The sequence below is a fragment of the Alkalimonas mucilaginosa genome, assembly GCF_036327005.1.
GTDB classification, from domain to species: domain Bacteria; phylum Pseudomonadota; class Gammaproteobacteria; order Enterobacterales; family Alteromonadaceae; genus Alkalimonas; species Alkalimonas mucilaginosa.
In genome coordinates, this window is the sequence record NZ_JAUGZK010000005.1 from 1 (window position 1) to 14,802 (window position 14,802).

General features: G+C 49.6%; 12 protein-coding genes. 6 read left to right on the forward strand and 6 right to left on the reverse strand.

Annotation, left to right across the window (positions count from 1 at the left end):
- Positions 1-174 precede the first annotated feature (174 nt).
- Both QWF21_RS08240 and trmA read left to right on the forward strand, forming a co-directional pair.
- Positions 175-642, forward strand: coding sequence for an RNA recognition motif domain-containing protein (locus tag QWF21_RS08240; RefSeq protein ID WP_330087575.1), 468 nt, complete (start codon positions 175-177; stop codon positions 640-642).
- 100 nt (positions 643-742) lie between these two features.
- Positions 743-1,834: a tRNA (uridine(54)-C5)-methyltransferase TrmA gene (gene trmA, locus QWF21_RS08245; RefSeq protein WP_330087576.1), complete on the forward strand. Its 1,092-nt coding sequence runs from the start codon at positions 743-745 to the stop codon at positions 1,832-1,834.
- Positions 1,835-1,842: 8 nt separating this feature from the next.
- Here the strand turns inward: trmA and fabR are convergent, their stop codons facing one another.
- Entirely contained in the window at positions 1,843-2,439 is a 597-nt protein-coding gene (gene fabR, locus QWF21_RS08250) for an HTH-type transcriptional repressor FabR (RefSeq protein WP_330087577.1), read from the reverse strand.
- Between the two features lie 98 nt (positions 2,440-2,537).
- Between fabR and QWF21_RS08255 the strand changes: the two genes are divergently transcribed.
- On the forward strand, positions 2,538-3,668 hold the full coding sequence (locus tag QWF21_RS08255) for an acyl-CoA desaturase (RefSeq protein WP_330087578.1): 1,131 nt from the start codon (positions 2,538-2,540) through the stop codon (positions 3,666-3,668).
- A gap of 38 nt (positions 3,669-3,706) precedes the next feature.
- On the opposite strand, the gene QWF21_RS08260 is transcribed toward QWF21_RS08255, so the two are convergent.
- Positions 3,707-4,663, reverse strand: a complete 957-nt coding sequence (locus tag QWF21_RS08260; protein ID WP_330087579.1) for a hypothetical protein — start codon at positions 4,661-4,663, stop codon at positions 3,707-3,709.
- 115 nt (positions 4,664-4,778) lie between these two features.
- Between QWF21_RS08260 and QWF21_RS08265 the strand changes: the two genes are divergently transcribed.
- Positions 4,779-5,411 carry a trimeric intracellular cation channel family protein gene (locus tag QWF21_RS08265; RefSeq protein ID WP_330087801.1) on the forward strand — a complete coding sequence of 211 codons (633 nt, stop codon included), beginning with the start codon at positions 4,779-4,781 and terminating at the stop codon, positions 5,409-5,411.
- Here QWF21_RS08265 and QWF21_RS08270 read toward each other — a convergent pair.
- From QWF21_RS08270 to QWF21_RS08280, 3 genes are read right to left on the reverse strand one after another with little or no spacing between them, the layout of a single operon-like run.
- The gene (locus QWF21_RS08270; protein ID WP_330087580.1) at positions 5,408-6,994 is read right to left on the reverse strand and encodes a FimV/HubP family polar landmark protein; all 1,587 of its coding nucleotides are present in this window, start codon (positions 6,992-6,994) and stop codon (positions 5,408-5,410) included. The two genes, QWF21_RS08265 and QWF21_RS08270, sit on opposite strands and share 4 nt — an antisense overlap.
- Complete coding sequence (locus tag QWF21_RS08275) at positions 6,984-7,781, reverse strand: outer membrane lipoprotein-sorting protein (RefSeq protein ID WP_330087581.1); 798 nt, start codon at positions 7,779-7,781, stop codon at positions 6,984-6,986. Before QWF21_RS08275 ends, QWF21_RS08270 begins: the two co-directional genes overlap by 11 nt.
- Positions 7,750-10,062: an efflux RND transporter permease subunit gene (locus QWF21_RS08280; RefSeq protein ID WP_330087582.1), complete on the reverse strand. Its 2,313-nt coding sequence runs from the start codon at positions 10,060-10,062 to the stop codon at positions 7,750-7,752. The genes QWF21_RS08275 and QWF21_RS08280 overlap by 32 nt, the downstream gene beginning before the upstream one ends.
- A 192-nt stretch (positions 10,063-10,254) precedes the next feature.
- Between QWF21_RS08280 and QWF21_RS08285 the strand changes: the two genes are divergently transcribed.
- Complete coding sequence (locus tag QWF21_RS08285) at positions 10,255-11,760, forward strand: YifB family Mg chelatase-like AAA ATPase (RefSeq protein ID WP_330087583.1); 1,506 nt, start codon at positions 10,255-10,257, stop codon at positions 11,758-11,760.
- Positions 11,761-11,776: 16 nt separating this feature from the next.
- On the opposite strand, the gene pyrC is transcribed toward QWF21_RS08285, so the two are convergent.
- Positions 11,777-12,808, reverse strand: a complete 1,032-nt coding sequence (pyrC, locus tag QWF21_RS08290; RefSeq protein WP_330087584.1) for a dihydroorotase — start codon at positions 12,806-12,808, stop codon at positions 11,777-11,779.
- 151 nt (positions 12,809-12,959) lie between these two features.
- Here pyrC and QWF21_RS08295 point away from each other — a divergent pair, with 151 nt between their 5' ends.
- On the forward strand, positions 12,960-14,786 hold the full coding sequence (locus QWF21_RS08295; RefSeq protein ID WP_330087585.1) for an SLC13 family permease: 1,827 nt from the start codon (positions 12,960-12,962) through the stop codon (positions 14,784-14,786).
- The last annotated feature ends 16 nt before the right edge of the window (positions 14,787-14,802 follow it).

Sequence of the window (14,802 nt, forward strand, 5' to 3'; positions counted from 1 at the left end):
ACTGCAAGCGAGGGCGCCATTTTAGTGATTTAAGTTCAGCTGTCAAGCCTATCTTGGTAAATTTGTCTTTTATGATAATTCAGTTGGCTAGATCCCGAGCAGCCGCTAAGATTAAAGCACCTGTACTGCAGGTTTTTACCGAAATAATCTATTGACTCTTATAGGATATATCTTATGTTACCTACGTTACGCGCCACCTTACCTTATACCTTAGCGGTGGCCATTCTTGCTTTTTTAGTGTTTTACCTGCTTGATCCAGCCTTACCTTCATTTGTTTCAGTTGTGCTTGGCGTCTTACTCGCGGGTGTGCTGGTACCTATTTTGAGAGATGTAAAAGGTAATGCCATCAACTTAAGTGACGATTTGGTCGAACAGATTTATCAAGGTGATACCGCAACTCTTTATGTTGGCAACCTGCCATACCGAGCGAATGAAGAAGCGGTTCAACAGTTGTTCGAAACCAAAGGTGTGGTACTGAATGTGCGCTTGATGAAAGATCGCCAGACAGGACGTCGTCGTGGCTTTGGTTTTGTAGAAGTAGCCGCCAAAGATGCTGAAAAAATGATTCAGGCTCTTAATGATAGCGAATTTCAGGACAGAACACTGAAAGTTCGCGAAGCTAAAGATCGCCAGGAAAGTTAACTACATTACCGGCAGCGCCTGCTCTGCGCTGCCGCTTTCTATTTGGCAGCCAGTATAAAAAAACGTAAGATCGCGCTTTTATGCTTTATCAGGATGCCGCATGCGCCCAGGACAAACTTTTCCCGACCAGTACGAAGCTCTGCTTGCCGCCAAACTAGACGCAGTGCAAGCCTTATTGCACCCTTTGCATCTTCCTGCAGTAGAAGTATTTCGCTCACCAAGTGAGCATTACCGGTTGCGGGCAGAATTCAGAGTTTGGCACGAGGGCGACGATCTGTTTCATATTATGTTTGATCCCGCTACTAAAGAGCGGCTTCGTATTGATCATTTCCCAGTCGCCGATAAACGTATCAGCGATATCATGCCAATACTGTTACAACTGCTAAAAAGCAACGATGAGTTACGTCGCCGTCTGTACCAAATCGATTATCTGACTGGCTTGAGTGGTGAATTGCTGATCACGTTGATCTACAAGCGGCAGTTGGATGCAAGCTGGCAGCAGGCAGCGAACATCCTTAAACAGCAACTGGCAAATTATGCGCCGGTGGATCTGATTGGCCGGGCGCGCAAACAGAAAATTGAACTGGACCGTGACTACATCATTGAGCAATTGCAGGTAGAGCAAAGAACACTCCGCTATCAGCAAATTGAAAACAGCTTTACGCAGCCAAACGGCGTAGTGAATCAACACATGCTTAGCTGGGCATGCAATGTCGCCAAACAGCTAAAAGGCGACTTGCTGGAATTGTATTGTGGCAATGGCAACTTTTCACTGGCACTGGCAGCACACTTCCATCAAGTGGTTGCAACAGAAATCTCCCGCAAATCCATTCGCTCAGCAGAATACAACTGCAATCTAAACCAGATCACGAATGTACAGGTGCTACAAATGTCGGCAGAAGATGTCTCAGCCGCCTTACTGAAGGGCTCGCAGCTGAAGCAACTTGATTTATCGAACCTGCAACTGAATACCGTGCTGGTTGATCCCCCCCGGGCGGGGCTAGATCCTGCCACGGTGGAACTGGTCAGCCGCTTTGACGATATTATCTATATCTCTTGCAACCCAGAAACCCTGAAAGTTAATCTGGATGTATTGAATCAAACACACCGGATTGAACGTTTTGCGGTGTTCGACCAATTTCCTTACACCACTCATCTGGAATCTGGTGTCTGGCTGCAAAAAAGAAGCTAAAAGCCTTTTTAAACTGTCGGTGGCTTACTGCCACCGGCCAACCAGCGTAACTGTTGGATGGTTTTGATGGTAATGCGTTGCCGCACTTCATCACTGGCATCCAGTGCATCAGCGCCAGCATGAAACACCAGAATCACCATAGCTTCAGCTTGGATCAGTGCCATTTCAGCTGAGCACTTATTTTCTTTACGAAGGTAATCGGCTAACTCGGCACAGAAATGCTGAATTTCCCGTGCTACAGCACTGCGAAAAGCAGCTGAAGTACCAGAGCGTTCACGCAGCAACAATCGAAATACATTGCTGTGCTCAATGATAAACTCCATAAAGGTTTCAACCGAGGTCTGGATCACACTGCGATTATGAACAATGCGTTGTCTGGCCTGGCGCATCAGTTGGCGCAGCATCAGACCCGCCTCATCCACTAACGTTAAACCCAACGCATCCATATCGGAAAAATGCCGATAAAAAGAGGTTGGCGCTATGCCTGCCTCCCGAGCTACTTCACGCAGGCTTAGGCTGGCAAAGCTTTTATCTGCACTCAGTTGCTGGAATGCTGCATTAATAATGGCACGCCTGGTTTTCTCTTTTTGCTCCGCTCGGCTCACTTGAGTGTCTCTTTTTCACTGTTATTCATCGGATCCAGCTTGACCTGTTAATACAGCACCGGTACATTGGGCGTACATTTGTAAGCTGAAAATCATTTATGCAAAAAGCCCCACTTATCTGGACCAATATCCTGGTCTTTAGTAGTACTTTTCTAGTTGCTCTGATAGCAGTCCCCTGGTATGCCATTGCTGTCGGCTTTGGCAAGGCAGAAATCATCGCCATGATCTTATGCCTTGGCTACTGCGGAATGTCAATTACCGCTGGCTATCATCGCTTGTGGTCACACAAGTCGTATCAGGCACATCCGATCCTGGAGTTTATCTTTGCGATTGGCGGTGCTTTTGCGTTGCAAAACAGTGTCATTCACTGGGCCTCGGATCACCGGATCCACCACCGGCATGTCGATGACAACGACAAAGACCCCTACTCTGCCAAGCGTGGCTTTTGGTTCAGCCATATCGGCTGGATGCTACGCGATTACCAGGGGCCGGACCATTATACCTACGATAATGTTCGTGATTTGCAAAAAAACAAAATTCTTCGCTTTCAGCATAAGCATTATCTGGCTCTGGCCCTAATTACCAACTTTGGTATCCCGATTGGGCTTGGCCTGTTGTTTGGAAATCTTTGGGGCATGATTCTGTTGGTGGGTGTCCTGCGTTTGGTGCTAAGCCATCACTTTACGTTTTTTATCAACTCACTGGCGCATATCTGGGGCAAACAAACCTACACCGATGAAAATACGGCGCGCGACAATGGTGTCTTAGCCTTACTCACCTATGGAGAAGGCTACCATAACTTTCATCATATCTTCGAATACGATTACCGCAATGGCATAAAATGGTGGCACTTTGATCCTACCAAGTGGCTGATCAAAGCTGCTTCCTGGGTAGGGTTGACCTCGAAGCTACGCACCTGCCCGGAAGAACGCATTGAGCAGGCTAAAGCAGCCATGCAGTTTAAGCGGGCGAAGATGCGCTTGTCCAAACTGCCGGATGCAGAACATATCCTGCAAAGAATTGAGCAGGAATATGACGTGCTACTGGAGCGGATGCAGGCATATTATGAATTGAAGAAAGACCTATTGCTGCAGAAAAAACAACAGCTGCAAAGCACTCTTCAGGAGCGCTATGCAGAACTGAACATTCAAAAGCAGTATCAGGAACTAAAGGTACTTTTTGCCGAGCAAAGGCGCCACTGGCAACGGCTTACCACCGAATTGGCGTAACCCACCAAGGCAGCTTTGGCTGCCTTGTTACCATTGACCTAGTCATTCACGGTAAGACGCACTCCGGCAAATTCCAACAACTCGTCTACAGTGTCGATGGCGAAGGATGCTGTTTCTGCTTCAAGTTCAGTAAAACGCAATGGCTGTTGCAACTGAAAGCGCAATGTCAGTGATCTTGGTTCCTGCACAAAAGCAATCAGGCTCTGCCGTATCTCCATTGGCACAGTCTCTGCGGTTGCCAAGGCCATCAGAGCAATACCCTGAACAATGCTAAAATCAGGTGTTTGTCCCTGGCCGGCAGTTAACGTCAGCAGACGCTGTAAAAAACCATCGTTTTCCAACCGCAACTCACCAGCCACAATGGCACTTTGAAGCATCGCTGCAGTAAACTGTTCTATATAGCTGTCCGATTCCAGTAACCTTTGCTGTTGTTCATTGTTCATGGCAGAAATATCGGTTAATTGCTGCCATATGGCCTGCATCTCGCTCAAGCGTAACTGATAACTGAACGAAAACTCCTCATTGATACGGGTTTGCTGCATCAACTCCAACTCACCAGTGCTTGGCTGATAGCTGTAGCTGTAATCACCATGCAGCTTTATACTATCGCTAAAAGCAGCAAGTTCTGTTGGCACAAACAAGCGAGCTCCAGAACCTAAGGCCAGACTGCGTAAGGACACACTGCCTTGATCAGCCAAGCGGTTTGGCTTAATACCGCGAAGTTGCACTTGCTCAATGCTGAACAACTGCCCAAGCCCTTGCAGCTCCACGCTAAGGCCTTCAATCTGATAACGTGATCGCAAAACGCTGGCACGTACTTCTTGATACTGCAATTGCAATGCAGGCAATACACCTTGTTGAGACATTTCAGCATACGACAGATTTATCTCTGCAATTTGTGCTTCGATGGTTTTTGCAGCCTGACGATTGGCCAACTGCACTCCCACTACCAATAAACCCACAGCAACGACTGGGATGATGAGCTTCTTTTTCATTGTACCTCGGCTTAACACGACTTCTGCCGCGACATAGGATAGCTATCGTTCAGATAGAGTGGCATGCTAGCATAGACTGGCCACAAGCAATAGTGGCGACAAAACAGAGTGCTTGCTGATGGATTATCTGCATTGGTTTGATTTAATGGGGGTGGCTGTTTTTGCCATCTCTGGAACTTTAGCCGCCTGGCGCAAACAAATGGATGGCTTTGGCGTATTGGTATTAGCAACAGTGACCGCTATTGGTGGCGGTAGTCTGCGCGATGTGCTGCTGGATGTCCCTGTCGTGTGGATGAACAACAACAATTACTTTTTCGCAATTTTTAGTGCAGCATTGCTCACCATCATTTTGTTAAGAAAGCGGCTCACCATTCCGAATAATACCCTGCAATTCTTTGATGCGATTGGCCTGGCTTTTTTCGTGATTATGGGTACTCAAAAGGCTTTGGATCACGGCACCTCCTATTTTGTAGCTGTCATGATGGGTACCATGAGTGGGGTAGCCGGTGGCATGATCCGTGATGTGTTGTGCCGGGAAATCCCGATGGTATTTCGAGGTGAGTTGTACGCCTTTACCTGCATTTTTGGTGGTGCCGTATACATTCTGGCACAACTGGCCGGCGCGACGACTCTGCTAGCCATGCTGCTGGGCATGAGCAGCCTGCTTGCGCTGCGCCTGGCGGCCATTAAATGGCAACTGACCATCCCTGTCTTCGGCAAACAGACATCCGACTTAGGTGAACCTTAAAAGTAATACTCCAGCGTTAGCTGAATGTAATCGTCACGTCGCAGCCAGTACAATAGCTCGTCTGGGTAACGACTGTGAAAGAGCCAGCCATCGACACGTAACCTGAGTCGTTCACCCAAGCGGGTCGATGCCTCCAGATAAGCACTGCGGCTGTGGCTTCGATCCAGATCTTGCATCATGCCAAACAAGATTTCGGAGCCAGCCGCATCATTGAGCGCTAATCGCCAACCGGCAAAAAGATCATTTTGTGCAATGGTCGCAGCGCCAAGCCCCCGGCTATCGTACTGATACTCCAGCAGCCAGCCCAGATCCCAGAAATGATCGTTGATACCCACCTGAGTATACTCAAAACCTGTCACCAAGGCTTTGGAATGCTCCGCCGCTGTATGGCGATAGACAGCTTCTGTTTTCCATAACCAGGAACCCAAAATCCACTGCGCATCCAAGCCAAGCTGTTTCAATTGCGGGTAGTATGGTGCCAGTTGCTGCTCTGTAGGTAACAGCACTGGCTCTCTTGCCGTGCCCTGAAAGTAGCTAAGCCCCAAATCCAGGCTGCTGAACTGCTGCGACCAGCGTAGTGCCCAATCCAAATGGTTGCGCTTATGGCGTGATTCATACAAAGTATTCGAAAAGTCTACCCGCTGAGGCAGACGCAAGCGCCCTTCTTCACCAGCAAACTTACGTTCACGAAAATAGGGCAACAGATAAGCCTGCACAGTACCATAATCACGGATCAGGCTAAGCTGCAGCATCGGCTGTCCAAGCTTACTTTCACCATCCGGCCTGTCCAGCAAATCACGTTGATTAATAATATCAACCAGCCGCTGTGACTCTACCGCCCCCCAAAAGACTTTATTGATACCAGCCCGTAGCTCCCAGTCACCACCAAAATACAACCAGTAAGCTTCGGAAATATCCAACAGATGGCGCGCACTATCCCGTTGATCCCAGCGCAGATAAGGTGAAAATACCAGTGTATGGCTACGATCATCCGACTGCCAATAGCCTTCAAACTCCAGGCTAATACTGCTGTGCCATTGCGCCTGCTGCTGCAAACCGGTCTGTGGATACCAGCGAGGCATCAGGTTAAGCTGGGAAAACCATTCTACATTTTGCCAAAAAACCGGGGCAGGATCCGATACTTCAGTTACAACAACAGCTGTCGCTACTGGGTTAGAGGAAAGAGGTGGTGGCACCGCCGCCAATGTGGCCTCCATCTGTGGTGCTGGCTCAGTTGCTACGCCTGGAGCCTCTGCTGGCTCGGCAGAAAGCTGGGAACTTTGCCTAAGCATGTGTTCTCTATCGGGTAACTGCAGGGTAACTCCATGCAACAATCGATTCAAATCGCCCTGACCGAAAGCCTGCGGATTCAGCTCATAGATGGCTAACATCACCTGCGTCACACTAATACTGTGATCTGGCCGAATATCGTTAGCTATGCGCCACAAAGTATCATTTGGCTGCACCTGTAGCTGTCCACCAGTTGAAGCTGCTGCCGGTATAGCACAGACTAAGAAACACAAAGCCGCCAACCACTGGCCCTTCATCGGTGCTGGCAGACTGGCTGGCCAGCTAGCGAGCACGTTGCAACGCATTTTGGTCAAAGTCGGCATTGGTTAAGCCACGCTCAAACAGAATCTCATTCAATAACATGCTGGTACTTTTCTGATTCTGCGCATTAACCATCTCCATCCGATGCGGCCGCCAAAATTTGTCTTGGTACAACTGATAATCATGCATCGTCAGTGTTTTCAGTAAACTGTCACGACGATCATAATACTCAATTTGTTGCACCCGGTAGTGACTCTTATCAATCCAGACCAGCATACGGCTGTAGCCGGAAAACTCATCCTGTGGAATTTGCTCCACTACATAGCAGTCTTCACCGTTCAGTGTTTCACTGCGCAGGTAGCGAAAGCTGAACTTTTCCAGCTCAAATGAGCTTAAATCTTCGTAAGCAAACTCACTGCCCATAAAAGGGCCCGATTTATTGCGTGATACGATACGGCGGACCCGATTCACCGCCGGCAAAAATAACCACTGTTCATCCGGGACCAGCGTTTTGGTGTGTGTCAGAAAAGCAGAGCCGCGTACATCCCGTGGTTCATCAAAAATAGTCAGTGCTTTATCACCATCATCAACTACCTCCAGAGTTAGCGTTCGCATTTCCCGCCGACTTTCCCGACCTCGGGCATCTCGCAATACCATGGTCATTTGTGCCTCAGTATCACCCCAACCAGTATCCCGGGCTTTGCGTTCAGTCGAAATCCGTAAGCCTTCATCGGCAGCAACCTGCTCATCCGCCCAGGCCGGTATTACCAGCACAGCTAGACAAAGACTAAACAGAAGTATTTGCAGATAATGTCTCATCATTCTTTCCTTTGTTATCAAAGCGCAGCAACAGTGCCGGTAACACCAGCAAATCAATAATCAGCGCCAGCAAAATAATCAGGCCGGTTAATAACCCCATATCCGAGTTCAGCCGGAAACCGGACATCGCCAATACCGCAAAACCCGCCATCAGCACCACGGTAGTCACAAAAAGCGCACGGCCTACGCTATGAAAAGCATAGCGCACTGCACCCTCGGTATCCTGTCCTTCTTGCAAGCCCCGTTGATATTTACTCAGAAAGTGTACAGTATCATCAACAATGATGCCCAAGCTGATGCTGGCCACTACCGACAATCCCAGATTGATCTCGCCAGAATAAAGCGCCCAAATACCAAAGCCAACCAATGCCGGCATGATATTGGGAATTAAACTAAACAGCCCTAGTCGCCATGAGCGCAAGCTGATCACCAGTAACCCGGATATCAGCACTAAGGCAAAAGGCAGGGTTTTAAGCATGGAAGCCATATTGCGTTCCCCGATATGGGCAAACATTAAAGCGGTACTGGCTGCCGAGCTGTCGTAATCCGGCATTTCTGTAGTCAGCCAGTGTAACGCACGCTGCTCAAAGGCCGTCAGTTCTTTGCTGCCCAGATTTTGTAAAGTTGCCGTAACCCGGGTAGCACTTTTATCCAGATTAAGCTGATTGTTCAGATCCAGCCCAAAGGGCAAAGACATCTCGTACATCAGTAGATACTGTGCAGCCAAATCCTGCTGCTCAGGCAAGCGGTAATAAGCCGGATCATCACCATGCATATTTTTATTTAACCGCTTAAACACCTGAGTGATGCTGGCAACATGCGTTACCTCCGGCTGCAGATCAAGCCAGTCGGCAAAGCGAGCCACTTTGGCCAAAAACGCCGGATCATTAACACCACTGGTTTGCCGGCTTTCAATGGCAAAATCCAGATTCGCAGTGCCTGTCAGATTGTCTTCAATAAAGTCCAGCGACTGGCGAAACTCTGTGCGTTTATCAAAATAGTGCATCGCCACATCATTCACCTGATTGGTCGCTGCAAATGCCGCCACCCCCAGCATCAGTATAATGCCCACCGGCAAAATTCTACGGTGTTGCAACACCACGAAGTTGGCCAGCTTTTCTATGCCATTGGCTGTATGGCTCACCGGAACTACTTTGGCAGGCAAGAGGCGTAACAAAGCAGGCAATAAAGTCACGCTAAACAAGCAAGCCAACATCACACCAACTGCCGTCATATTGCCAAGGTCGCGTAATATCGGTACTTCGGAAAAATTTAATGTTAAAAAACCAATGGAAGTGGTAATGCTGGTAATAAAAATCGGTACCAGGTTGCGCGTCATGCTGTAGTGGATGGCTTCCTCTTTGCTTTTACCCTGACGCAGTGCATATTGCATGGAAGCAATCACATGCACACAATCAGCCACTGCCAGCGTCATCACTATAGTCGGCACATTGACAGTAGCAGTACTTAAGAAGATGCCCAGCCAGCCGGCAATGCCCAGCGTACTTAGGATGGTCACGATAATGATAATCACCGTCGCCATGGCGGCAGCAAAGGAGCGTAATAACAGCAACAACATCAGTACAATAACCAGGAACATCAAAGGCACCAGAGTACTGGCATCCTTTTCCGCTTCACTGGCAAAGGCATAGTTTAATGCCAGAATACCGGCATGGTAAAAGTCTACCTCCGGATACTCGACTGCAAACTGTTCGCTAAGCGCCAGTACAAATTCATAGGCATCCACCACCTCCTGGTTCTGATCGATTTCAGGCAACTGCACAATGACATTGATGGCAGCAACCTTGCCATCTGTGGACACCAGACTCCGGTAAAGCGCCGGTTCGCTCAGTGCGACCTGACGGATGGCAGCCAGCTTGCTCTCATCCAACATGGCTGGCTGTAACAACAAATCCTCCACCAGCAAATCATCATCCACCGCTTCTGTATGCTGAAAGTTGGTGATGGAGTCGACCCTGCTGGAATAAGGTGTTTGCCAGGCAGCGTCTGTGTATCGCCATATCAGTTCCAATATGTCGGTAGTAAACACATCCCCTTGCCTGGGCGCAATCGCAATCAGAATGTTATCGCTTTTATTGAATTCATTCTGCATTTGCTCAAATGCCAACATTTGAGGATTATCCGGCGAAAAAAAGATCCGGTAATCTCCTCGGAAGTACAACTGGCTCATGCCAGCCGATAGAATCAAAATAGCCAACAAAGCCCAACTGATAGTAAGCCAGGGATGGCGCAGCGCACTGTTTAGCCAGAATTGCTGCATGCAGCCTCCGTAAATTGATGATTCAAAACAAGCAAAGTCTTAGTGTAGTGTACTGGATCTCGGAATGCCCGCAAGAATAAGTCGCACCGACAAAAAAAAACCAAAAACAAATCATTTTATTTGCATATTTTAAACTTTTTGATCAATAATGACTGAGATGTGATTTCATTCGTCGGTAATTGTGGAGACAGGATGTCATTAGCCATTGTTTTTAGCAGGGCGCGCCATGGATTGGCCGCCCCCCTTGTTACCGTTGAAGTGCACATTGCCAATGGCTTGCCTGCTTTTCACCTGGTAGGTTTGCCGGAAGCCTCCGTGAAAGAATCCAGAGACAGAGTTCGCAGTGCTTTGATCAATAGTGGCTTTGCCTTCCCTGATCGTAAAATTACCGTTAACCTGGCACCGGCAGACCTCCCTAAAGAAGGTGGCCGTTTTGATTTACCCATCGCATTGGGCATTATTGTTGCCAGCGGCCAGTTGGCGGAACAAAGCATCGCAGGTTATGAGTTTGTGGGGGAGCTGGCCTTATCTGGTGAAATCCGTACCATAGTGGGTGAAATACCTGTGGCAATGGCCAGCCGTGATGCGGGCCGAGCTACCCTGATGCCAATGCTGAACGCAGCCCAGGCCCAGCAAGTCCCCAAAGCCACAGTCTTCGGTGCCAGCCATTTGTTGCAGGTTCACAGCTTTTTGCAATCAGGGCAGGCGCTGCCACCTATACCAGCTTTACAGCTGGAAAGTGCCAAATCATGGCCCGACCTGGCCGATGTTAAAGGTCAAACGGCTGCCAAGCGGGCACTGGAAATCGCCGCCGCCGGCGAACACAACCTATTAATGCTGGGGCCTGCGGGTACCGGTAAATCCATGCTGGCCCAGCGTTTACCAGCCATTTTACCAGAACTGACTGAAGAGGAAGCCCTGCAAACAGCCGCGCTGTATTCGATAGCCGGCATGCCCCGCGCCATGACCGACTGGCAACAGCGACCTTTCCGACAACCACACCATACCAGCTCAGCCGTGGCTCTGGTTGGTGGCGGCCCTGTGCCCAAACCAGGTGAAATCTCGTTGGCCCATCATGGTGTGTTGTTTTTGGACGAATTACCAGAGTTCCCTCGTAAGGTGCTTGATGTGCTCAGGGAGCCTCTGGAGACGGGCTGGATCCATATTTCCCGCGCCGCCCGCCAGGCTGAGTTTCCAGCTCAATTTCAATTGATAGCAGCACTGAACCCCAGCCCCACCGGTCACCATGACGATGGCCGCGCCAGTCCGGAGCAGGTGATGCGATACCTGAACCGGATTTCTGGCCCTTTTCTTGATCGTATTGAGTTGCAAATTGATGTGCCTTTATTGCCTAAAGGTATGCTCAGCCAGCAAGGTGTCGCAGCAGAAAGTAGCGCTGAGGTACGGCAGCGGGTACTGGCAGCACGGGCGATCCAGTTGGCGCGTCAAGGCAAAGCCAATGCCCGTTTGTCGGCGGCCGAAATCAATCAGCATTGCCCTTTGAGCACTCAGGATGCCGCTTTTCTGGAAGATACTATCCATCAGTTGAAACTTTCAGCTCGCAGTTACCACAAGCTGATCAAGGTAGCGCGTACCATTGCCGATTTGCAGGAGTTACCACATATTCGGAAAGAGCATTTAATGGAAGCACTGAGCTACCGCGCCCTGGAACGGCTGCTCAGCTATCTGAAAGGTTAGGCGGCCACTCAAGGGACTACAGTTGCTTCCACTTCAGCGCCTGACCAGCATGAAAAGGCACTATGGTATCACCATTGGTGAGCGACAACTCTTCCGGTACCTGCCAATCCTGGCGTTGCAATACTATGGTACCGGTATTGCGCGGCAAGCCATAAAAATCCGGACCGTAATGACTGGCAAACCCTTCCAGCTTATCCAGGCAACCCAAGTCATCAAACACCTCGGCATACAACTCAATGGCACAAGGTGCGCTGTAACAGCCGGCACAACCACAACTAGACTCTTTACGGTGTTTTACATGAGGTGCTGAATCCGTACCCAGGAAAAACTTAGCCGAACCTGAGGCTACCGCAGCGCGTAATGCCTGCTGGTGGGTACTGCGTTTAAGCACCGGCAAGCAGTAATTGTGGGGCCGGATCCCACCGACCAATAAGTCATTGCGATTCAACATCAGGTGTTGTGGTGTAATAGTGGCCGCAACATTAGCAGCAGCCTCTTGCACAAACTGAGCCGCATCAGCGGTGGTGATGTGCTCAAACACCACTTTAAGCTCCGGTAAGCGCGCTACTATGTGCTGCAGATAACGATCGATAAAAACTTTTTCCCGATCAAAAATATCAATATCGGCATTGGTCACTTCGCCATGCACCAACAACAGCATGCCTTCTTTCGCCATAGCTTCAAACACCGGGTACAGACTATCCAGCGCACTGACCGCATCGTTGGAGTTGGTGGTCGCCCCTGCCGGATACAGCTTGGCTGCAATCACACCAGCCGCCTTAGCTGCTGCGATATCCTCCGCTGAGGTTTTATCGGTCAAAAATAACGTCATCAGCGGCTCAAAGCTGCTGCCGACAGGCCGTGCTGCCAGGATACGTTCACGATAAGCCACAGCCAATTCAGCGGTCGTCACCGGAGGCACCAGATTCGGCATCACAATAGCACGGTGAAAACTGCGGGCCGTCGCCGGAACCGTATCCTTTAACAGATCGCCATCGCGAAAATGCAGATGCCAGTCGTCCGGGGTTTGCAAAATGAGTTGCTGCATAGGGAAAGTCCAGTAGCTAAGACAAGTAAGCGTATCATAGCAAAATTGAGGCCAGGCGGCGATCTTCAACCGTAAGCTTGCGAAAATTTCCATCCTGTCGGATAGTGATGACAACATAGCGGCGCGTCACGTCAATAATGAAGGCTTGATAGTGGAACCAGCACAGCTTTTAATCTTTGCCATTTTGGCCATCACAGTAGTGTTATTTTTATCCGGACGTTGGCGGCACGATATGATTGCTTTGGCCAGCTTACTGGCTTGTGTGCTGTTTGGGCTGGTGCCAACCGATGAAGCCTTTAACGGCTTTGGCCATCCGGCAGTGATTACTGTCGCCTGCGTATTGGTACTTAGTCAGGCTTTGCAAGCCACAGGGGCAGTTGATGTACTGGCGATGAAAGTACTGCCCAAACAGGCAGGGCCCACCCTAACCATCACAGCACTCACTGCTTTGGCTGCAATTCTATCCGCTTTTATGAATAATGTCGGGGCCCTGGCGTTATTGATGCCCATCGCGATTCAGGTGGCGGCCAGAGTCAACCTTGCTCCGGGCCAGGTGTTGATGCCAGTAGCTTTTGGTTCCATTTTGGGCGGCATGACCACGTTGATTGGCACCCCACCGAACCTGATAGTCTCAGGTTTTCGCGCCGAAACAGCGGAGCGTGGTTTTGCTATGTTTGATTACAGCCCGGTTGGTGTGCTGGTCGCCTTGATCGGAGTGGTTTTTGTGGCTTTCATTGGCTGGCGATTGGTCCCTGTTCGCAACAGAGCAGATGTCAGTAGCTTTGAAACTGGCAAATACCTGACAGAAATCCGTATTACCAAAGAAAGCAAACTGGTCGATATCCCGTTGCGGGAACTGGAAATAAAACTGGAGCAACTCGATGCCCAGGTGGTAGGCATTGTTCGGAACAATTACCGGGCACCATCGCCGCCCGGTTATTACCGCTTGGTTGATCAGGATGTACTGATCATTGAGGCTGAACCAGAAAGTTTAGGCTCTCTGCTATCCAATCTGGGACTTTCGTTGGAAGAAAGTCCTGTTAATCAAAAAGATAATGAGGACAAGCAAAAGGCAGAAATCAGCGCGACCAGTAAAGAAAAACAAAAAAATGAAGACAATGCTGAGCTCCACCTTCAGGAGCTGGCAATACTCCCGAACTCCGATCTGATAGGTCGGACAGCAGCAACCCTGAACTTACGCCGCCGTTTTAATATTCACCTGCTTGCGCTCTCCCGCCAAGGGCTGCGTTCGTACAAACGTGTTCGCAGAACCACTTTGCAGGCAGGTGATGTGTTGCTGCTGCAGGGGCAGGAAGAAGCTCTTACGGTATTCGCAGCCGATTTTGGCTGTGTACCTTTGGCCGAACGCCAAATCCGGGTGCCTGAAAAACGCAATACCGTATTTGCCAGTCTGATTATGTTGGGAGCCATTTGTGGCGCTGCCTTTGGGCTACTTCCGGCAGCCATCTCTTTTGCTGCCGGTATGCTGGCCATTATGGCACTAAAAGTGATGCCTCTTCGTAAAGTCTACACGGCCATTGACTGGCCGGTGATTGTACTGCTGGCCTGTTTAATCCCGGTGGCAGGAGCCATGGCCACCACAGGCGCAGCCGATATGCTGGCGAGAAACATGTTGTTTTATTTAGCAGGTGACAATGCTGTACTGGCACTGGCATTGATCTTAGTGCTCACCATGACACTGTCGGACTTTATGAACAATGCGGCAACGGCAGCCATGATGTGCCCTATTGCTATCAGTGTGGCCAATCAACTGGATGTGCAAGCCGATCCTTTTTTAATGGCCGTTGCTATCGGTGCCTCCTGTGCTTTCTTAACACCTATTGGTCACCAGAATAACACGCTGATTCTGGGGCCCGGCGGTTTTCGCTTTGGTGATTACTGGCGGCTCGGTTTGCCGATGGAGCTGGTGGTAATAGCGGTTGCCATTCCGGCGTTGCTGTTTTTCTGGCCTTTATAAAGGAACATCGTCACGA

Excerpts from the sequence above, each read along its gene's own strand:
- QWF21_RS08240 (WP_330087575.1), top strand. The coding sequence starts at position 175 with ATGTTACCTACGTTACGCGCCACCTTACCTTATACCTTAGCGGTGGCC.
- QWF21_RS08280 (WP_330087582.1), bottom strand. The coding sequence starts at position 10,062 with ATGCAGCAATTCTGGCTAAACAGTGCGCTGCGCCATCCCTGGCTTACT.
- trmA (WP_330087576.1), top strand. The coding sequence starts at position 743 with ATGCGCCCAGGACAAACTTTTCCCGACCAGTACGAAGCTCTGCTTGCC.
- QWF21_RS08275 (WP_330087581.1), bottom strand. The coding sequence starts at position 7,781 with ATGAGACATTATCTGCAAATACTTCTGTTTAGTCTTTGTCTAGCTGTG.
- QWF21_RS08260 (WP_330087579.1), bottom strand. The coding sequence starts at position 4,663 with ATGAAAAAGAAGCTCATCATCCCAGTCGTTGCTGTGGGTTTATTGGTA.
- QWF21_RS08255 (WP_330087578.1), top strand. The coding sequence starts at position 2,538 with ATGCAAAAAGCCCCACTTATCTGGACCAATATCCTGGTCTTTAGTAGT.
- QWF21_RS08285 (WP_330087583.1), top strand. The coding sequence starts at position 10,255 with ATGTCATTAGCCATTGTTTTTAGCAGGGCGCGCCATGGATTGGCCGCC.
- pyrC (WP_330087584.1), bottom strand. The coding sequence starts at position 12,808 with ATGCAGCAACTCATTTTGCAAACCCCGGACGACTGGCATCTGCATTTT.